15 protein-coding genes are annotated in these 19094 nt (G+C 68.8%); 9 read left to right on the forward strand and 6 right to left on the reverse strand.

Going from position 1 to position 19094, the window contains the following annotated elements; translation table 11 throughout:
• Positions 1-67: 67 nt before the first annotated feature.
• The 7 genes from pdxR (at position 68) to AC6CHY_RS10740 (ending at position 9974) form a co-directional block, all read left to right on the forward strand.
• Entirely contained in the window at positions 68-1513 is a 1446-nt protein-coding gene (gene pdxR / locus AC6CHY_RS10710; RefSeq protein ID WP_498226699.1) for a MocR-like pyridoxine biosynthesis transcription factor PdxR, read from the forward strand.
• A 164-nt stretch (positions 1514-1677) separates the two neighbouring features.
• The gene (gene alr, locus AC6CHY_RS10715; protein WP_498226700.1) at positions 1678-2859 is read left to right on the forward strand and encodes an alanine racemase; all 1182 of its coding nucleotides are present in this window, start codon (positions 1678-1680) and stop codon (positions 2857-2859) included.
• Positions 2860-3024: 165 nt separating this feature from the next.
• Complete coding sequence (locus tag AC6CHY_RS10720; RefSeq protein ID WP_498226701.1) at positions 3025-4419, forward strand: aspartate aminotransferase family protein; 1395 nt, start codon at positions 3025-3027, stop codon at positions 4417-4419.
• Between the two features lie 22 nt (positions 4420-4441).
• Positions 4442-5455: a phosphotransacetylase gene (locus AC6CHY_RS10725; protein ID WP_498226702.1), complete on the forward strand. Its 1014-nt coding sequence runs from the start codon at positions 4442-4444 to the stop codon at positions 5453-5455.
• 115 nt (positions 5456-5570) lie between these two features.
• Positions 5571-7091 carry an APC family permease gene (locus tag AC6CHY_RS10730; RefSeq protein WP_498226703.1) on the forward strand — a complete coding sequence of 507 codons (1521 nt, stop codon included), beginning with the start codon at positions 5571-5573 and terminating at the stop codon, positions 7089-7091.
• Positions 7092-7214: 123 nt separating this feature from the next.
• On the forward strand, positions 7215-8297 hold the full coding sequence (locus tag AC6CHY_RS10735; protein WP_498226704.1) for a YeiH family protein: 1083 nt from the start codon (positions 7215-7217) through the stop codon (positions 8295-8297).
• A gap of 213 nt (positions 8298-8510) precedes the next feature.
• The gene (locus AC6CHY_RS10740; protein WP_498226705.1) at positions 8511-9974 is read left to right on the forward strand and encodes a protein adenylyltransferase SelO; all 1464 of its coding nucleotides are present in this window, start codon (positions 8511-8513) and stop codon (positions 9972-9974) included.
• A gap of 70 nt (positions 9975-10044) precedes the next feature.
• Here AC6CHY_RS10740 and AC6CHY_RS10745 read toward each other — a convergent pair whose 3' ends face one another.
• The 5 genes from AC6CHY_RS10745 to AC6CHY_RS10765 form a co-directional block, all read right to left on the reverse strand.
• Complete coding sequence (locus AC6CHY_RS10745) at positions 10045-10512, reverse strand: 2'-5' RNA ligase family protein (protein WP_217388774.1); 468 nt, start codon at positions 10510-10512, stop codon at positions 10045-10047.
• Positions 10513-10610: 98 nt separating this feature from the next.
• On the reverse strand, positions 10611-11033 hold the full coding sequence (locus AC6CHY_RS10750) for a DUF1801 domain-containing protein (RefSeq protein ID WP_217388773.1): 423 nt from the start codon (positions 11031-11033) through the stop codon (positions 10611-10613).
• A 162-nt stretch (positions 11034-11195) separates the two neighbouring features.
• Positions 11196-12914: a cobaltochelatase CobT-related protein gene (locus AC6CHY_RS10755; RefSeq protein ID WP_498226706.1), complete on the reverse strand. Its 1719-nt coding sequence runs from the start codon at positions 12912-12914 to the stop codon at positions 11196-11198.
• Positions 12915-12931: 17 nt separating this feature from the next.
• The gene (locus AC6CHY_RS10760) at positions 12932-13918 is read right to left on the reverse strand and encodes an AAA family ATPase (protein ID WP_498226707.1); all 987 of its coding nucleotides are present in this window, start codon (positions 13916-13918) and stop codon (positions 12932-12934) included.
• A gap of 5 nt (positions 13919-13923) precedes the next feature.
• A complete protein-coding gene (locus AC6CHY_RS10765) occupies positions 13924-14763 on the reverse strand; it encodes an IclR family transcriptional regulator (RefSeq protein WP_217388770.1) in 840 nt (279 codons plus the stop codon).
• Positions 14764-14954: 191 nt separating this feature from the next.
• Here AC6CHY_RS10765 and xsc point away from each other — a divergent pair, with 191 nt between their 5' ends.
• Together xsc and AC6CHY_RS10775 are read left to right on the forward strand one after the other, a co-directional pair.
• Positions 14955-16760, forward strand: a complete 1806-nt coding sequence (gene xsc, locus AC6CHY_RS10770; RefSeq protein ID WP_498226708.1) for a sulfoacetaldehyde acetyltransferase — start codon at positions 14955-14957, stop codon at positions 16758-16760.
• A 177-nt stretch (positions 16761-16937) separates the two neighbouring features.
• The gene (locus AC6CHY_RS10775) at positions 16938-18275 is read left to right on the forward strand and encodes an NAD(P)/FAD-dependent oxidoreductase (RefSeq protein ID WP_217388768.1); all 1338 of its coding nucleotides are present in this window, start codon (positions 16938-16940) and stop codon (positions 18273-18275) included.
• 100 nt (positions 18276-18375) lie between these two features.
• Here AC6CHY_RS10775 and AC6CHY_RS10780 read toward each other — a convergent pair whose 3' ends face one another.
• The gene (locus AC6CHY_RS10780) at positions 18376-19077 is read right to left on the reverse strand and encodes an HAD-IA family hydrolase (RefSeq protein WP_498226709.1); all 702 of its coding nucleotides are present in this window, start codon (positions 19075-19077) and stop codon (positions 18376-18378) included.
• Positions 19078-19094 lie beyond the last annotated feature (17 nt).

Consider the following 19094-nt stretch of genomic DNA (forward strand, 5'->3'; position numbering starts at 1 on the left):
CCCCGCGAACCGGGAAACCCGGCGGCCTCGGCCGGAAGCGCGCGACGGGGTGCGGACGCCCATTGCGGTGTCGACGGAGTCCGGCGAGCCGCTCTACCGGCAGCTGCGGCAGGCGCTGGAACACCAGATCCTCGTCGGCACCCTGGTGCCCGAGCAGCCGCTGCCCTCCTCGCGCGACCTGGCCCGCGAACTGGGGCTCTCGCGCAACACCGTCAACTCCGCGTACCAGGAACTGCTGGCCTCGGGCATGATCGAGTCCCGCTCGCGGCGCGGCTACTTCATCAACACCCGGATGCTGCACAACCGCGCACTCGACGGCGCCACCGCCACGGCCGAGGGGACGTCCGTCGACTGGTCCCGGCACATCCGCCCGCGCGAGGACGCCGGCATGCCCGAGATCACCAAGGTCCGCAACTGGTCCACCTACCCCTACCCGTTCGTGGCGGGGCAGGTCGACGAGCGGGACTTCCCGCGCCTGGCCTGGTCGCGGGCGCTGCGCGACGCCCTGGATCCACCGCACCTGTTCTATTCGCTGCGCGACTCGGTGGACGAGGACGACCCGTACCTGGTCGAGGTGCTGTGCAAGCGGGTCCTGCCGGCCCGCGGCATCCAGGCGGGGCCGGAAAACATCCTGATCACCGCCGGTTCCCAGCAGGGCCTGGACCTGCTGGCGCAGACCATGATGGGTCGCGACACCGTGGTCGGGGTGGAGAACCCCGGGTACGTCGATGCCCGGCACACCTTCGCGCGCACCGGGGCCACGCTGCGTCCGCTGGCGGTTGACGACCACGGGCTGGTGCCTCCGGAGCGGTTCGGGGACCTGGACCTGCTCTACCTCACGCCCAGCCACCACAGCCCCACCAACGTCACCCTCTCGGGCAGCCGGCGCCAGCAGATCCTGGCCGGGACCCGCGAGGCCGGCGCGCTGGTCATCGAGGACGACTACGATTCCGAGTTCCGCTACCGCGGCAAGCCCACCCCGGCGCTGAAGGCCCTGCCGAACTCCGGGCACGTGATCTACCTGGGGTCCTTCACCAAGTTCCTGGCCCCCGGGCTGCGCATGGGCTACCTGGTCGCGGAGGCGGAGCTGATCACCGAGTTGCGCAACCAGCGGCGCTACAAGATCCGGCACATCCCCGGCCATCCGCAGCGCGCCATGGCGCTGCTGATCGAATCGGGCCAGTACCACCGCACCATCTCGCGGCGCCGCACCCAACTGCAGCGCAAGTGGCAGGTGCTCACCGAGGCGCTGGAGGAATTCGTGCCCTGGAAGGTCGTGGCGCCCCCGGGCGGGGTCAGCGTCTGGATCACCGGCCCCGCGGACCTGGACTGCGTGCAATTGGCGGCCCGGGCGCTGGAGGCCGGGGTCGTCATCGAGCGCGGGGACGTCTTCTTCGATGACCCCGGCGCCAACCGCAACCACTTCCGCCTGGGCTTTGCCGCCATCAAGCTCGAGGCCATCCGCCCGGGCATCAGGGAGCTGGGCCGCGTCATCGCCAGGCTCGCCGGCTAGCGCCGTCCCCCTCCCGCCCGGCCGGTGGACCCATTGAACCCCACCCGATCTGGATCTGTGCCCCGCGGCGTCCCTGCACAACAGTAGAACCTAACGCGGGCACCTCGCCGCGCGATCGCCGGTGCACGCGCCCCGGCGCCCAGCCCCACGACAAGGAAGTCGCCATGAATCTCTCCGGCACGCTCGAAAACAACCACGCACCGGGCCCGCTGGCCGCACCCGGGACGGTGCCGCAACGGGCCGCCTACATTGAAACCGCTGCCATCACCGCCAACGTGCGGGCGCTGCGCAAGGTCGCCGACGGCGCCAGGCTGCTGGCGGTGCTCAAGGCCGACGGCTACGGCCACGGCATCGTGCCCGCTGCCCGCGCCGCCCTGGCCGGCGGAGCGGACTACCTCGGCACCGCGGTGCTCGAGGAAGCCTTCGCGCTGCGCGCCGCGGGAATCGGCGCCCCGCTCTTTTCCTGGCTGGCCGCCCCCGGCGCCCCCTATGCCCGGGCCATCGCCGAGGACATCGAGCTTGCCGCGTATTCGGTGGCGCAGCTGCGGGAAATCGCCGCCGCCGCGGAGGACGCCGGGGCGGCGGCCCGGATCCACCTGAAGATCGACACCGGCATGTGGCGCGGCGGGGCCACCATCGGGGACTGGCCCGCGCTGTGCACCGCGGCCCGGGAGCTGGAGGTCGCCGGCCGGATCCGGGTGGCTGGCATCTGGTCCCACCTGGCCTGCGCCGACGAGCCCGGACACCCCTCGGTGGCGGCGCAGCTGCGGGTCTTCAGGCAGGCCATCGACGCGGCGCGGTCCCTCGGGCTGGACCCGGGGCTGTGCCACATCGCCAACTCCGCCGCCACGCTCGCGACCCCGGAGGCCCACTTCGACGTGGTCAGGACCGGCATCGCCGTCTACGGGGTGAACCCGCTGCCGGTTTCGGAGCGCGGCACCTGCCCGGCGCTGCGCCCGGCCATGACCCTGGGCGCGGCGGTGGTGCAGACCAAGCGCGCCCCGGCCGGCGCCGGGATCTCCTACGGGCACACCGAATCCACGCAGCGCGAGACGACGCTGGCGGTCGTCCCGCTGGGCTATGCCGACGGGGTCTTCCGCAGCGCAAGCTCCGCCGGCCCCGTCCAGGTCGGGGCCGGGCGCTACCGGGTGCTGGGCCGGGTCTGCATGGACCAGTTCGTCATCGACGTGGCCGACGACGACGTCGCACGCGGCGACGCCGCGTTGCTCTTCGGCCCCGGGGACGCCGGGGAGCCGCATGTCGAGCAGTGGGCGCAGGCCTCCGGGACCATTCCCTACGAGGTGCTGACGCGCGTGGGGACCAGGGTGCCGCGGATCTACGTGTAGGGGCGCATCTGGTACCTAGAAAGTGACGCCAATTTGGGTCTGGGAAAGGGCCCAGCACAGGGGCAGAGTGATACACACCACACCGCATCGTCGGATGGTGCGGGGATCCCCGGGTCGAGAAGACACCCGGGGCCCTGACAGGAAAACTTTGAATGGAGGGGTCTCGTGACCAACTCAGATATCCGCAATCGTGCACAGCGGCATCTCTACCCGCACTTCACCGCAGGCCAGGTGTGGAACGACCCGAACCTGCCGATCATCACCCGGGGCGAGGGAAGCTACCTCTTCGACGAGGACGGCAACAAGTTCCTCGACGGGCTGGCCGGGCTCTTCTGCGCCAACATCGGCCACGGCCGGCAGGACATCCCGAAGGCCGCGTACGAGCAGATGTCGCGTCTGGCCTACTGGACCAACTGGGGTTCGGCCCACCCGGCCGCGGTCGACGCCGCCACCCTCATCGCCGGGCTGGCCCCGGGCGACCTCGACGTCGTGTTCTTCGTGAACTCCGGATCCGAGGCCGTCGAGTCGGCCATCAAGTTCGCCCGCCAGTACCACCGCGGCCAGGGCGAACCCGAGCGCACCAAGATCATCGCCCGCAACATGGCCTACCACGGCACCACCCTCGGAGCCCTGGCCGTCACCGGGATCCCCGCCTACAAGGAGGCCTTCGGCACCCTGATGCCAGGGGTCTTCCACGTTCCCAACACCCTCGGCGAGGTCGTCCCCGAGGGCGGCTCCGCCGCGGACCTGCCCTCCATCAAGGCCATCCGCGAGGTGATCGCCCGCGAAGGCGCCCACACCATCGCCGCGCTCTTCGCCGAGCCGGTGCAGAACTCCCGCGGCGCGCTGGTCCCGCCGGCAGGCTACTGGCAGGAACTGCGCTCCATTTGCGACGAGCACGGCATCCTGCTGGTTGCCGACGAGGTCATCACCGGCTTCGGTCGCCTCGGCGAGTGGTTCGGCAGCATCAAGTACGGCGTGGTCCCGGACCTGATCACCTTCGCCAAGGGCTCCACCTCCGGCTACGCGCCGCTGGGCGGGGTCATCATCCGCAAGCCGCTGGCCGACGCCATGCTTGCCTCGCCGCTGGCCGGCATGTTCACCCACGGGGCCACCTGGGGAGGCCACCCGGTCTCCACCGCGGTGGCGGTGGCCAACATGACGGCGCTCAAGGAAGAGGATGTCGTCGGCAACGTCCGGAGCCTGGAGCCGTACTTCCAGAACGGCCTGGACAAGATCGTCTCGGCGCACACCAGCATCAAGGAATACCGCGGGACGGGGTTCTTCTACGCCATCGAGCTCACCGGCAACCGGGAAACCGGGCGCGAACTCACGGCCGAGGAATCCAAGGACCTGCTGACCCGGGTCATGCCCAAGGCCATGCGCGAGGTCAACCTGATCACCCGCCCGGACAACCGCGGTGCCACCATGCTGGTGCTTTCCCCGCCGCTGGTCGCGGACCAGGACGTGCTCGACGACCTGCTGGAGAAGGTCGACCACGTGATGGGCGCCGCCGACAGCTACCTCAAGTCGCCGGCCGTCACCCTGGCCGCGGTCTAGGAACCGGGGAGGAAACCGTCCCATGACCATTGCAACGGTGAGACCCGCGGGCGTCGACGAAAACATCCTGGCCCGATTCCTGGCCGGCCCCGCCGCCGGCTCCCGCGGACCTGTCATCCTTGCCGATGGGCATGATCCGCGGGCCATCGCCGCCGCCGGCGTGCTCAACGAGATCGGCGTGCCCGCCATCCTGGTCGGCGGGCACGAGCGCATCAAGGCGATGGCGGTCCGGGAGGGCGTCACGCTCACCGGTGCGACCACGGTCATGGACGTGGCCGAGCTGCGCGAGGGCGCCGCCGGTGCCCACCTGGCGGACAGGGTCGCGGGCCTCGGCCCCGCCAAGACCGCCGGGTGGATGGAGGACCCGCTGTTCCTGGCGGTCGCGGCGGTCCCGGCGGGACTGGCCGCGGCCGCCGTCGCCGGGGCCACCCGCCCCACCGCCGACGTGCTGCGTGCGGCACTGCGCGTGGTGGGCACGGACCCGGGCAACGGCACCATCTCCTCCTCCTTCCTGATGCGGCTGGCCGACGGGCGCTATGTGGGATACGGCGACTGCGCCGTCATCCCGACCCCCGACGCCGGGCAACTGGCGGACATCGCCCGCGCCACGGCACGGACCTTCGGGATCCTCACCGGCGAGGAGCCCGCGGTCGCCATGCTCTCCTTTTCCACCGCCGGGTCCGCGGAGCACGAAACCGTTTCCACGGTCCGCGCGGCCACCGCCCTGGCCCGGGCGGCCGAACCAACGCTGAGCATCGACGGGGAACTGCAATTCGACGCCGCATTGCTGGAATCGGTTGCCGCATCCAAGGCCCCGGGCTCAACGGTGGCCGGACACGCAAACGTCTTCATCTTTCCCAACCTGGCGGCCGGAAACATCGGGTACAAGATCACCCAGCGGCTCGCCGGGGCACAGGCCTACGGGCCGATCCTGCAGGGGCTGGCCGCCCCGGTCAACGACCTGTCCCGCGGCGCCAGCGTCGCGGACATCGTCAACGTTTCACTCATCAGCATGATGCAGTCCCAAAAATCTTGACCCACCGGTCAGCCCCTTCCGGGGTGACAGGTCTTCGCAAGCGGTGGCATCGCCGCCACCACCCGAGAACGAGGTTAAAATGAAAGCCACAACAGATAAGTCGGTGGTAACTCCCATGGCAGCGGCATCGCCGGGTTCCGGCCATGAGCAGCCCGAACGCATGGAAAAGACGCTCAAGGCACGATGGGTCTGGGCCATTGCCCTGGGCTCCGCGGTGGGCTGGGGCGCCTTCATCCTCCCCACCGACTGGCTGGCCATGGGCGGTCCGGTCGGGGCGGTCTCCGGCTTCATGATCGGTGGCGCCCTGATGGTGCTCATCGCCGTCAGCTATGGTTTCCTGATCAAGTCCTTCCCGGTCTCCGGCGGCGAGCTCGCCTTCGCCCTGGTCGGCTTCGGGCGGACCCACGCCTTCTTCTGCGGCTGGTACCTGACCCTGGGCTACACCTGCATCGTGGCGCTGAACGCCTCGGCGCTCGCACTGCTCTTCCGCAAGCTCATGCCCGACGTCGTCCAGCAGGGGTACCTGTACTCGGTGGCCGGGTGGGACGTCTACCTGGTGGAGGTCGTCATTTCGATGGTGGCGCTGGCGGTCTTTGCCTACCTCAACATCCGCGGCACCGCACTGTCCGGACAGATCCAGTTCATCGCCTGCGTCATCATGCTCATTGCCGTCGCCTGCATCCTGGTTGCCGTCATCGCCAGCCCGCAGGTGGTCCTCTCCAACGCGCTGCCCGCCTTCCCGAAGGACGTGAACCCGATCGCCGCAATCGCCGCGATCGTGGCCATTGCCCCTTGGGCCTTCATCGGCTTTGACAACGTGCCGCAGGCGGCAGAGGAATTCGACTTCCCGCCGTCCAAGGCCATGCGCCTGATCGTGCTGGCACTGCTTGCCGCGGCACTGCTCTACTGCGCCATGATCGCCGCGGTGGCCATGGCCGCACCGTGGGAAGCCCTGGTCGCCGGGGATTCGGCCTGGGGCACCGCGGACGCATTGACAGGTGTCATGGGCGGGGCGGGCATGTTGCTGCTGACCATCGGCATCACCATGGGCGTGAGCACCGGCCTGAACGGCTTCTACGTCTCGGCCAGCCGCATCCTGCTGGGCATGGGCCGGGCGCAGATGGTCCCGAAGATGTTCGCCCGCCTGCACCCCAAGTACAAGACCCCGTACATCGGGATCATCTTTGTCGGAGCCATCTGCCTGGTCAGCCCGTGGTTCGGCCGCGCGGCACTGACCTGGGTCGTTGACATGTCCGCGGTGGGTGTGACGGTCGCCTACCTCTATACCTGCCTGTGCGCGTTCAAGATCTTCCGCCCGACCAACTCCATCGAGCGCCCCGGAGACCTCGAAGGCACCCGCTCGACCTCCAAGAAGGTGCTCAGTGCGCTGGGCGCCATCACCGCCTTGGTCTTCATGGCGCTGCTGCTCGTCCCCGGGTCCCCGGGCATGCTGGGCAAGGAATCCATGACGGCGCTGGCCGTCTGGACCCTGCTGGGCGTCGTGTTCTTCCTGATGCGCCGCAGGCACAACAAGACCCTGTCCGACGAGCAGGTCGACATCCTGGTGCTCGGGGCCCCGCGCCCGGACGGCACCAAGCTCAAGTCCGGGAGCCGGGCGGCGACGCCGGGAGCCTGACAAGAGGGCAGAATAGGAACCGTACCCAACACCTTGTGCGCGGTGCGGCCGCAGGTCCCGGCGGCAGGAACCCGGGGCCCGCGGCCGCACCGCGGCAAGGAAATTTTCGAAGGAGCCACCTTCATGGTGCATCAAACACACGAGCCTGACGTGCAGCCCCCGGTCGAGACCGGTTCCGCGGCGCCCTCCGGACGCATCCGGGCCGGGATCTCCAGCCATTGGGCAGGATTGGCGGCCTGCGCCGTGGTGGTCCCGCTGTCCTTCCTGGTCCACCTGCTTGTGCCCTCGATCCCGGTGATGACCACGGCCGTGGTGCTGGGCATCCTGGCCGCCAACCTCCCGGGGACCGGCAGGTTGGTGGAAGGTCCCTGGAAGAAGGGGCTGGGATTCGCCGGGAAGAAACTCATGCGCGCAGGCATCGTGCTGCTGGGGCTGAAACTGAGCATCGTCGACGTGCTGGAGCTGGGCTGGGCGACCTTCGGGGTGGTGGTGCTGATCGTGCTGCTGGCCTTCGGCGGGACCTATCTGCTGGGCAAGGCGTTCCGGCTTCCCGGGGACCAGCCGCTGCTGGTCGCCACCGGCTTCTCCATTTGCGGCGCCTCGGCCATCGGCGCGATGAGCGCGGTGCGCAGGTCGCGGGACGAAGACACCGTGATCCCTGTGGCGCTGGTGACCCTGTGCGGAACGCTGGCCATTGCCGTGCTGCCGTTGCTCGCAGGTCCGCTGGGCCTGGGCCCGGAGGCCTTCGGCCAATGGGTCGGCGCCTCGGTGCACGACGTCGGACAGGTCGTGGCCACCGCGCAGACCGCAGGAACCTCGGCACTGGCCATCGCCATCGTCATCAAGCTCACCCGCGTGCTGACGCTGGCCCCGATGGTCGCCGCCGCAGGCATCATCGGCAGGCGCAAGGGCCGGGCGGACGGCGGGGAAGAGGGGCTGAAGCTGCCACCGATCGTCCCGCTGTTCATCATCGGCTTCGTGGCGTTGGTGGCGGTGCGCTCGATCTTCGACGTGCCGGTGGAAGTTCTGGAGGTGGCGACAATCGTGCAGGACGTGGTCCTGGCCGCCGCGCTCTTCGGCCTGGGCTCGGCGGTGCGGATCCGCCAGCTCTTTGCCTCGAGGGGTGCCTCCCTGCTTATGGCGCTGAGCTCCTGGGCACTGATTGCCGGACTCGGCTACGCGGGAGTCCTGTTGCTGCAGATGTAGGGCACGGGCTGCGGCTCGATCCACGCCGCGGGGACAGGGAGGCAAGGGCGCGTGCGTCGGCTCGGTTTGCCGGCGGGGGCGTCCTTCCCCGTTTTCCGGTGTGGTGGCGCGCCGTTGCCGAGCGCCCGGGGGCCGCATTGGGCACAGCGCTCGGTGGTGGCAACCATCGGTCTTTCCGCACCTGCGGCCAGATGTCGAAGGTACCCTTGAAAGATGAGCGTCGACGCAACATCAACCGTCATCCTGGACGGCCAATTTGCCCGTGAACTTCCCGAGCTGGCCGTTCCGTGGCAGGCCGGACAGGCTCCGGATCCGCGACTGGTCGTGCTCAACGGGCCGCTGGCCGCCGAGCTGGGCCTTGACCCCGTGTCCCTGGGCAATGCCGAGGGACTGGGGCTGCTGATCGGCACCGCGCTGCCCAGTGGTGCCACCCCGGTGGCGCAGGGCTATGCCGGCCACCAGTTCGGCTCCTACTCGCCGCGTCTGGGCGATGGCCGGGCGCTCCTGCTCGGCGAGATCGCCGATGCCGAGGGCCGCCTGCGGGACATCCATCTTAAGGGCTCGGGGCGCACGCCGTTTGCCCGCCGCGGTGACGGCCTTGCCACCCTCGGCCCGATGCTCCGTGAATACCTCATCAGCGAGGCGATGCACGCCTTGGGCATTCCCACCACGCGCTCCCTGGCCGTGGTGGCGACTGGACTGCCGGTGAGCCGCGAGACCATGTTGCCCGGAGCGGTGCTGACCCGGGTGGCAAGTAGCCACTTGAGGGTGGGAAGCTTCCAATATGCCCGGGCCATGGACGACGAGGCCCTGCTGCGTCGACTGGCAGACCATGCGATCGCGCGCCACCATCCCGGAGCGGCGGAGGCGCAGAACCCCTATCTCGCCCTGTTCGAGGCGGTGCTCGCGGCACAGGCAGCGCTGGTGGCCCAATGGATGCTGGTGGGGTTCATCCACGGCGTCATGAACACGGACAACATGACCATCTCGGGGGAGGGCATCGACTACGGCCCGTGCGCCTTCATGGACGTCTTCGATCCGGCCACGGTCTACAGCTCGATCGACGAAACCGGGCGCTACGCCTACGGCAACCAGCCGCTCGTGGCGCAGTGGAACCTCGCCCGACTCGCGGAATCACTCCTGCCCCTCTTCCACGAGGACCAGGAGCAGGCCGTTGCCCTGGCACAGGAATCCCTCGGCACCTTCCACACCCGGTACAGCGCCGCGTGGCTGGACGGAATGAAAGCCAAGCTCGGCCTGGCCGACGGTCTCGACGATGAATCAGCCACCTCACTCACCGGGGAATTGTTCACCCTCCTGCAGGAAGGCCGCGTGGACTACACGTCCTTTTTCCTGAGCCTGGGCAGGGCCGCGCGGGGTGACGCCGGGTCCGCGCGCTCCATGTTCCCCTCCCCGGCAGCGTTCGACGCCTGGGCGCAGCGCTGGCGGGCACTGGAACCGGACGCGGACCTGATGGACCGGAGAAACCCCGTCTACATCCCGCGAAACCACCTCGTCGAGGAGGCGCTCGCTGCCGCCGTCGACGGCGACCAGGAGCCGTTCTCGCAACTTCTGGCAGCGCTCACGGCACCCTTCCAGGAGCGTCCCGGCCTCGAGCGGTTCGCCGCCGCGGCCCCGGAGGGCTTCGGCCCCTACCGGACGTTCTGCGGAACCTGAGCCTGAAGGCGGACCATACCGGTCATGCCCCGGCTCAATGCCGTGGCGTCGGGCCGCGGCGGATCCTGTTCTACGCCGGTTCCCAGACGGCCAGTACCCGCCGCAGCCGAGGATCATTGTCCGGACGCATGTCCACCAGCGCTGCCTGCCGGATCTGGACCCGGTCCCCGGGCCGCAGGCGGGTGTCGGCATGGGTGACGTGCGGGCGGTAATTCGGGCCGTTGTGCCGTGCCCCGGGCAGGTGGACCTGCTCTCCCAGGGCCTCCAGCGCGGCGGTGTGAAGCCGCTGCAGGGCCGGCTCCGGTTCCACCAGCGAGACCGGCACCGACCCGTCGCGGCCGAACTGCGCGTCCGGGCCCACGCGCACGCCAAAGCCCAGCCGCGCCGGCAGCACGCCATCGAGCCGGGCGCGTACGACCTCGGCGCTTTCCCGCGTGTCGAAGCGAACCAGGGTGATATGCAGCGGCCAGCCGGACCGGGGGAAGACCAAGCCGGCCCGCGCCGGAACGACAAAGGCAACAAGAACGTAGACACCCATGGTTCAGGATAGGTCCATGGCCACGGCGGGACCACGGGCAGGCAGCCCGTGGCCGGTTCCTGTTCCGAGCGCCGCGGCCGTTGGGGATCTTCCGGTGTTCAGCGCCCCGGGGGCCGGGTCTCGGCGAGTGAGTGTTCCAGAAGTTGGCGCAGTGCGCTGCGATCCACCCCGGTCAACCGTGTGAGGTACAGGCAAACCTTGCTGGCACGGTGCTTGCCGAGCCGGGCCATCAGGTCGGGCCAGCGCTGTGAAAAATCGTTGACGAGGTAGATCGTGTGCTTCGTCGGGCCCGGCGCGAAGGCGAGCACGGGGGAGCGTCCCCCGCGTCCGCTCTCGTAGCGGTACTCGTACTCTCCGAAGCCGATGATGCGGCCCGCCCACACGACGGGCTGCTCGCCGCTGATCTCGCCGAGCAGCTCGAGCAGTTCCTCGGCCTCGGCGCGACGTGGCCCCGTGGTCCGGTCAAGCACCTGGGCAACAGGAAGGTCCGACGGTGACATTGCGGGCGGCTTCGCTGCCATGGGTCTCCTCGCGATGGTGGTGGACAACCCCAGCGTACCGCCGGCCCGGTGAAGACCCCCAGTGCCGGCGCCCCCCCCGGACCGCGGCGGCCAGGCACCCAAGGCCGCCGGCCGTGGAGAGTGGTGGCGTTGGCCGGTGCGCGTTGCTTGGTTCTCGCGCGATCAGCGCGTGGCGCGCAGCGAATGTTCCAGCAGGACCAGGAGGTCACGCACTGTTTCCGAACCGCCCAGCCGTTGCGCATCCAGGATGGTGCTGCGCCTGAAATAGGGGCTCATGTCCAGCCCCAGGCCCAGCCCGACGACAGTTGCCCGACCGGCCGCCTCGGCCTCGTGGAGCACGTTTGCGAGATCGTGCTGCAGGTAGTTTTCGTCGTTGGCGTTTGCCGTGGCACCATCCGCGGGACTGCCGTCGGAGACCACCACCAGGATCCTCCGCCCTTCGCTTCCGGCCTCAAGGCGGCCCAGCGCCCAGCGCACGGCCTCCCCGTCAATGCCCTCGCGATACAGGGTCGACTTGAGCATGGCGGCAAGCCCCAGGCGCCCGGTGCGCCACGGGGTCGCTGCATCCTTGAAGACCAGGTGGCTGAGCTCGTTGAGCCGCCCGGGGTGCTGCGGGCTTCCCGCGCGGCGCCAGTCCTTCAGCGCCCGGCCGCCATTCCACGCCCCGGTGGTGTAGCCGAGCACCTCGCAGGGCACGTCGATGCGCTCCAGCGCCCGCACCAACACGTCAAGGAATGCAGCAAGTCCCTCCGAGTGTTCCTTCATCGAGCCGGAGCAGTCCACCAGGAACGTCAGCGTCGCCGCGGCGGAGGGTTCGAACCGCTCGGTCTTGAAAAGCCGCCGCTCGGTGGGGGAGGCAATGAGCTGGCCCAGCCGGGTTGCGTCGAGCAGCCCTTCCTCCGCGCCGGAATCGTGGCCGGAGCGCTCCGGAACGCAGAGCAGTCCCTGGAGTTTCCGGGCCAGCATCGCCACATTCACCGCCTCCGTGCGCACCCGCTCGGCGATGCGTTCGCGGTAGCCGCGCAACAGCTCCCCGCGCACCAGCGCGGTGGCCGGGGACACCTTGTCATGGGCACGCGTGAAGACCGTGTAGCCGTTTGCGGCCGTGGCCAGCGTACTGCTGGTTCCGGTTCCCAGGGCCCCGATGGCCGCGGCATCGTGCTCGACGTCAACCAGCAGGGAGAAGTCGGGTGCCGTCGATTGCCTGGCCTTGGCCGTTGTGCGGGCCGGTGCCCGGGACTCCAGGGCACTGACGGCCTCGGCGACGAGATCGGCGACCAGCAGTGCGTGGGGGGCGAAGTCGGCCTGGCTGTGCTTGTGACGGCGAAGCGCGGGGAGCAGCGGGCCGAGGGTCGAGGACAGGTTCGCGCGGGTCGCCTCGATCAGGTCCTCGGATTCGTGGACCACCGGCTCGCCGCTGATCCGCGAGCGGGTCACCTGGAAGATCGTGTAGAGGAGGATGCCCAGGGCGGTTTCGGTGAGGCCGGAGGCAAGGTATTCCTTGGACCAGGCGACGTGCCGGGCCCGGAGGTTGGCGGTGACCCCGGGCAGGGTGGCCAGGGATTCGCAGCGGAATTGTTCCAGCACCTCAAAAACCAGCCGGGCGCTGGGGGAATGCGGGAGCAGGGCCAGATGCGCGGCGGTGTCCGAATGCAGCGCACGCAGGGCCATCCCGTCGGCGGCGCCGCGAAACGACTCGAAGGCTGCCCCCGCTGCCGGCGGATAGAGGTGCGGGGCATTGAACGGAAGCACGTCGGTGCCGCGGTAGGGGCGGGAACCGAGCAATTCAAGCCGCGGATCGGCGCCGAGGGCACGCAGGGACGCGGCGCACAGCTCCCTGATTTCCTGGGCGCGGCGTTCAGTGGCCTGGGCTGCACTCACGGGGTGCCGGGTCTGTCCTAGGCCCCGACGGGAACGAGCGCGTAGGACTCGTCGAGTTCGGTGGCCAGGGCGCGCTGGTAGTACTCGGAGACGATGAAGCGCTCTGCCTCGTCGCACTTGTTGACGAAGGAGAGCCGGAAGGCCAGCGCGGGATCGCGGAAGATGGAGACATTTTCCGCCCAGGTGATCACCGTGCGGGGCGACATCAGGGTGGAGATGTCCCCGGCGGCGAAGCCGGCGCGCGTCAGGTTCGCAACCTCCACCATCGACCGGATCAGGTCCGCCCCTGCCGGGGTTGCCGCCAGTGCTGGGACGCGGGCGGCAACGATCGCGACCTCCTCGTCCACCGGAAGGTAGTCGAGGGCGGCGACGATGTTCCAGCGGTCCAGCTGGGCGTGGTTCAGGCGCTGCACCCCGTGGTAGAGGCCGTTGAGGTTTCCCAGTCCGACGGTGTTTGCCGTGGCAAAGAGCCGGAAGTGCGGGTGCGGGCGGATGACGCGGTTCTGGTCCGGCAGGGTGAATCCGCCGTCGCGCTCGAGCAGCCGCTGGATCACGAACATGACATCGGGCCGCCCCGCGTCGTACTCGTCGAAGACCAGGGCCATGGGCTGGACCATGGCCCAGGGGACTACCCCCTCCTGGAACCTGGTGGCCGGGGAGCCGTCCTGGATCACCACGGTGTCCTTGCCGACCAGGTCCAGGCGGCTGATGTGCCCGTCGAGGTTCACCCGCATCAGCGGCCAGTTCAGCCGGGCGGCGACCTGCTCGATGTGTGTGGACTTTCCCGTGCCGTGCAGGCCCTGGATCATGACGCGGCTGTTGTGGGTGAAGCCGGCCAGGATGGCCAGGGTGACATCCGGGTTGAATCGGTAGGCGGGGTCGAGGGCGGGGACGTGCTCGGAGGTTTCGGTGAATCGGGGGACCCGCAGGCCGCTGTCGATGCCGAAGATCTCGCGGACCGGGACCAGCTCCTGCTGCGGGAGGGCGGCGGCTTCATGGTTCATCTGCCTCACCACCCCACCGCCATGGGCTCGGACTCGGGGGAACCCAAGTCCGCATGGTCCTCGATGCGCGAAATGCTCTCGGCGGCCCGGCGCAGCGCGGGCAGCAGCTTGAGCAGGTCGGCCGAGCTCTTGCGCATCATGGGCGCCTGTACCGCGACGCAGAGGTTCGAGCGCCCCGCAGGGTTGGGAACCAGCACGGCGAGGCAGACCAGCCCGTCCAGGTATTCCTGGCGGTCCTCGGCGTAGCCGTCGATCCGGATCCGGGCCAATTCGGCCTCGATTTCCGCCTTGTCCGTCAGCGTGTGGGCCGTGAAGCGCTGCAGCGGCCCGGTGGCCAGGACGCGTTCGCGCTGGGTGGGCCCGAACTGGGCAAGGATCAGCTTTCCGCTGGCCGAGCAATGCACCGGAACCCGGGAACCGGGCCCCAGGTGCACACGCAGGGGCTCGTTGGTCTCGACGCGGTCAAGATAGATGACCTCGTTTCCGGACAGCGCGGTGATGTTGCAGCTCTCGCCGATCTCGTCGACCAGCCCCCGAAGGATGGCGTGCCGGGTGCCGTGCCGGGTGTCGTTGAGCAGCACGTCCTCCGCCATGCGGCGCATGCGCGAACCGGTGCCGTAGTGCCGGCCGTCGGACTGCCGCGTGAGCAGATTGGCGCCCTCGAGCTGCTGGAGCATGCGGTGCAGCGTGGGCTTGGGCAGGCCGGTCTGGTCCACCAGCGACTGCAGGGTGAAGAGCTGGTCGCGCGTGGTGATCAGCTCAAGCAGGGCGAAGAGGCGCAGGGCCGGTGTCTCCCCCTGGACAGCGCCCGCGGGCCCGAGATCCGGTTCCGTGAGATTTTCCATGATCGATCCAATCTGCCGATGTGCGAAGTTTCATTAAATCGTATCAGGACGAAGAATAAATGGAATAGAGGCTTGACGGATGTGAGCTGTGTCGCATAGCTTTGACACCAATCCCGTTTTTGGGAGCAGTTTGAATCATTTTTTGAGACTTTGCGTGACCGCGACGTCTTGATCCCCGAAGGAGACTAGTAATGACTGAAAAGGCCACATCCCGCGAGGTCGTCAAGGGCGCGCAGAAGATGACGTCGTCGGAAGCCTTCGTTGAGACACTGGTGTCCAACGATGTCACCGACATCTTCGGCATCATGGGCTCTGCCTTCATGGACGCCATGGACATCTTCGCCCCGGCAGGCATCCGCCTGGTGCCCGTCGTGCACGAACAGGGCGCCGCCCACATGGCCGACGGCTATGCCCGCGCCTCCGGCCGCCACGGCGTGGTCATCGGGCAGAACGGCCCGGGCATTTCCAACTGCGTCACCGGCATCGCCGCCGCCTATTGGGCCCACAGCCCGGTCGTGATCATCACCCCGGAGGCCGGAACCAACACCATCGGCCTGGGCGGTTTCCAGGAGGCCAACCAACTGCCGATGTTCCAGGAATTCACCAAGTACCAGGGCCACGTCACGCACCCGAACCGCATGGCCGAATTCACCGCCCGCTGCTTCGACCGCGCGATGAGCGAAAACGGCCCGACCCAGCTGAACATCCCACGCGACTACTTCTACGGCGAGTCCATCACCGAGATCCCCGCCCCGCGCCGCGTCGACCGCGGCGCCGGCGGCACCAAGTCCCTCGACGAGGCCATCGAGTTGCTCAAGACCGCCAAGAACCCTGTCATAGTCTCCGGCGGCGGCGTGGTCATGGCAGACGGCGTCGAGGAAGCCAAGGCCCTGGCCGAGCGCCTCGGCGCACCGGTGGTCAACAGCTACCAGCACAACGACTCCTTCCCGGCCAGCCACCCGCTTTGGGCGGGCCCGCTGGGCTACCAGGGATCCAAGGCCGGCATGAAGCTCATCTCCCAGGCGGATGTCGTGATCGCGCTGGGTACCCGGCTTGGCCCGTTCGGCACCCTGCCGCAGTACGGCCAGGCCTACTGGCCGACCGAGGCCAAGATCATCCAGATCGATGCGGACCACACCAAGCTCGGACTGGTGAAGAAGATTGCGGTCGGAATCACCGGAGATGCCAAGGCGGTTGCCATTGAGCTCTCCAAGCGCCTCGAGGGCATCGAACTGGCATCGGATGCGACCAAGGCCGAACGCGCAGCGAACATCAAGGCCGAAAAGGAAGCCTGGGAGCAGGAGCTCTCCGAGTGGACCCACGAGCAGGACGAGTACTCACTCGACGTGATCGCCGAGGCAGAAGGTGAAGAGGGCAACTGGCTGCACCCGCGCCAGGTGCTGCGCGAACTGGAGAAGGCCATGCCGGAAGACGTCATGATCTCCACCGACATCGGCAACATCAACTCCGTGGCGCACAGCTACCTGCGCTTCGAGAAGCCGCGAAGCTTCTTCGCGCCCATGTCCTTCGGCAACTGCGGCTACGCACTGCCGACCATGATCGGTGCCAAGGCCGCGGCGCCGCACCGCCCGGCCATCGCCTACGCAGGCGACGGCGCCTGGGCCATGAGCATGGGCGAGGTCCTCACCGCGGTCCGCCACGACCTGCCGGTCACCGCGATCGTCTTCCGCAACCGCCAGTGGGGAGCGGAGAAGAAGAACCAGGTCGAGTTCTACAACCGCCGATTCATCGCCGGAGAGCTGGACAACGGCGAGTCCTTCGCCGAGATGGCCCGCAGCATGGGTGCCGAGGGCATCGTCGTGGACAAGCTGGAAAACGTCGGGTCGGCACTCAAGGAAGCCCTGAACAACCAGATGGTCGACGGCAAGACCACCGTCATCGAGATCATGTGCACCCGCGAACTGGGCGACCCGTTCCGCCGCGACGCGCTCTCCACCCCGGTCCGCCACCTGGAGAAGTACAAGGACTACGTCTAAACCGCAGTTCCATCCGCACGAACCCCCGTGGCCGGGGGGAGTGCGCCGGAGGGTGGGCACACCCTCCGGCGCACTCCCGGCCACCCCCAGACATTGAACATCGGCAATTCGGCCGGGCACCCCGCGGACAGCGACGTCCGCCCCGGGGGCGCGGCAAGCAAGAGAATGGAGCGTGAAATGAGCACAACGAGTCCGGAACACGTGGTTGTCATCGGTGCGGGCATGGTGGGCCTGTCCACGGCCTGGTACCTGCAGGAACGCGGGGTCAAGGTCACCGTGCTGGACCGCGACGGCGTGGCCGCGGGTTCCTCCTGGGGCAACGCGGGGTGGCTCACCCCGGCGCTGACGCTTCCGCTGAGCGAACCCTCGGTGCTCACCTATGGCCTGAAGACCATGTTCGACCCGGCCTCCCCGCTTTACATTCCGCTCTCCGCCAAGCCCTCGCTGATCCGCTTCCTGCTGGGCTTCGCCCGGCATTGCACCCCGGGCAAGTGGCGCGAGGCCATGGCGGTCTTCAGCGAGATCGGGACCACCGGGTTGGACGCCTTCGACGAGATCTCCGAGGCCAGTTCCATCGGCAGGATCGGCAAGGCTGGCTCGGTCAACGGGCCCGGCGCCCCGGGCAACGACGGCGGCACCGCCACCCTGGGCACCGGCGTGGTGGAACCCACCCGGCCGGCCGAGCCCTTCCTGACCGGCTTCAAGAGCCTCAAGGACCGAGACGGGCTGCTCCATGAATTCGAGGGCATCCGCGCCTCCGGCGGCGAGGTCGAATTCGACCTGCTGGGCGCCGAGGACATCCGGGCCATGGAGCCCACCTTGGGCGACGGGGTCAAGGCCGGCGTCGCGATCCACCACCAGCGTTTCATCAACCCGCCCAAGTTCATGGACTCCCTGGCCGATTCGGTCATTGCCCGCGGCGGAGAAATCGTCACCGACTTCGAGGTGGCCGACGTCCGCGAACACGCCCACGGCGTCGAGGTCGTGGACGGACAGGGCCGGATCCAGGGCGCCGATGCGGTGGTCATTGCCACCGGCGCCTGGCTGGGCAAGCTGGCGCGGAAGTTCGGCGTCAGGCGCGTGGTGCAGGCCGGGCGCGGCTACTCCTTCACCGTGGTCCCCGAGGTCATGCCGACCCACCCGATCTACTTCCCCGCCCAGCGCGTGGCCTGCACCCCGCTGGGGGACAGGTTCCGGGTGGCGGGGACCATGGAGTTCCGCGACGCGGACCACCCGCTGGAGCCCAAGCGAATCGAGGCCATCGTGGCGGCCGCCTCCCCGCTGTTCACCGGCATCAACTGGGAGGACCGCCAGGAGGAATGGGTAGGGTCGCGGCCCTGCACCACCGACGGCCTGCCGCTCATCGGCGCCACCCGCTCCCCGCGCGTGCACGTGGCCGGAGGCCACGGCATGTGGGGCGTGGCGCTGGGCCCGCTGACCGGCAAGATGCTTGCCGCCTCGATCACCGGGGGATCGACCCCGGCCGTCATGCGGCACTTCAACCCGTTGCGCTAGGTCGCGACCCGGCGCAACGACGGCGGCGGCGCGGTGTGGAAACCTAAGAGGGTCCACGCCACGCCCCCGCCGCGCCCACGAGGTAGGTGGCGCCGTGGCGTTACTCCGTGGTCAGGGAGCGGCCGCCGATGGACACCAGCAACGACCCCTCAGCGGTGGTGGAGATGTCCAACCGGTCAAGGCTTGCCACGATGGCGTCGGCGCTGAGCGCATCCGCGCAATAGGTACCGGTCACCGCTAGCGTTTGTGCGCCGGCCGCCCGACCCGCGCTGAGGCCGGCCGGGGCATCCTCGACCACGAGGCAGCGACGTATGTCAACGCCCAGACGGCGGGCCGCCAGCAAGAATCCTTCGGGGGAGGGCTTGCCCGTGGAGACCTGGTCGGCGGTGACCATGTGCGCCGGGTGCTCGAGCTCGGCGGCTGCCATGCGGGCAGCAGCCAACTCTCCGGTGCAAGAGGTCACGATGGTCCAGCGGTCCTCCGGGATGCTCGCGAGCATCCGGCGGATCCCGTCCTTGACGTGGATTCCGTGCGTGTCCTCGACTTCAAGGCGGGTGATCAGCTCGAGCGCCTCGGCATGCCGCGGTTCTTCGATGAGCCTGCCAACTAGGCTTTGGGCTGTGAGTCCGTGGAGCGTGTGCGTGTAGCCGGACAAGCCCATCTGCGCACCCCAGGTGGTCCAGGCACGTTCGGTGGCGATCGTCGAATCGATCAGCGTTCCGTCGAGGTCGAAGAGGATCGCGTCAACGGTGAATCCGGCTGCCGCTCGAGCGTCGGCGTGTTGTGGTGCGGTGTCTGTCATGTGGTTCCTTTCGGAAA

Source organism: Paeniglutamicibacter sp. GQ140, from assembly GCF_059759235.1.

Coding starts and splice junctions, on each gene's coding strand:
- AC6CHY_RS10750 (WP_217388773.1), bottom strand. CDS start 11,033: ATGGCAGCGAAGCCGCCCGCAATGTCACCGTCGGACCTTCCTGTTGCC.
- AC6CHY_RS10730 (WP_498226703.1), top strand. CDS start 5,571: ATGGCAGCGGCATCGCCGGGTTCCGGCCATGAGCAGCCCGAACGCATG.
- AC6CHY_RS10765 (WP_217388770.1), bottom strand. CDS start 14,763: ATGGAAAATCTCACGGAACCGGATCTCGGGCCCGCGGGCGCTGTCCAG.
- AC6CHY_RS10745 (WP_217388774.1), bottom strand. CDS start 10,512: ATGGGTGTCTACGTTCTTGTTGCCTTTGTCGTTCCGGCGCGGGCCGGC.
- AC6CHY_RS10775 (WP_217388768.1), top strand. CDS start 16,938: ATGAGCACAACGAGTCCGGAACACGTGGTTGTCATCGGTGCGGGCATG.
- AC6CHY_RS10760 (WP_498226707.1), bottom strand. CDS start 13,918: ATGAACCATGAAGCCGCCGCCCTCCCGCAGCAGGAGCTGGTCCCGGTC.
- xsc (WP_498226708.1), top strand. CDS start 14,955: ATGACTGAAAAGGCCACATCCCGCGAGGTCGTCAAGGGCGCGCAGAAG.
- alr (WP_498226700.1), top strand. CDS start 1,678: ATGAATCTCTCCGGCACGCTCGAAAACAACCACGCACCGGGCCCGCTG.
- AC6CHY_RS10780 (WP_498226709.1), bottom strand. CDS start 19,077: ATGACAGACACCGCACCACAACACGCCGACGCTCGAGCGGCAGCCGGA.
- AC6CHY_RS10740 (WP_498226705.1), top strand. CDS start 8,511: ATGAGCGTCGACGCAACATCAACCGTCATCCTGGACGGCCAATTTGCC.
- AC6CHY_RS10725 (WP_498226702.1), top strand. CDS start 4,442: ATGACCATTGCAACGGTGAGACCCGCGGGCGTCGACGAAAACATCCTG.
- AC6CHY_RS10735 (WP_498226704.1), top strand. CDS start 7,215: ATGGTGCATCAAACACACGAGCCTGACGTGCAGCCCCCGGTCGAGACC.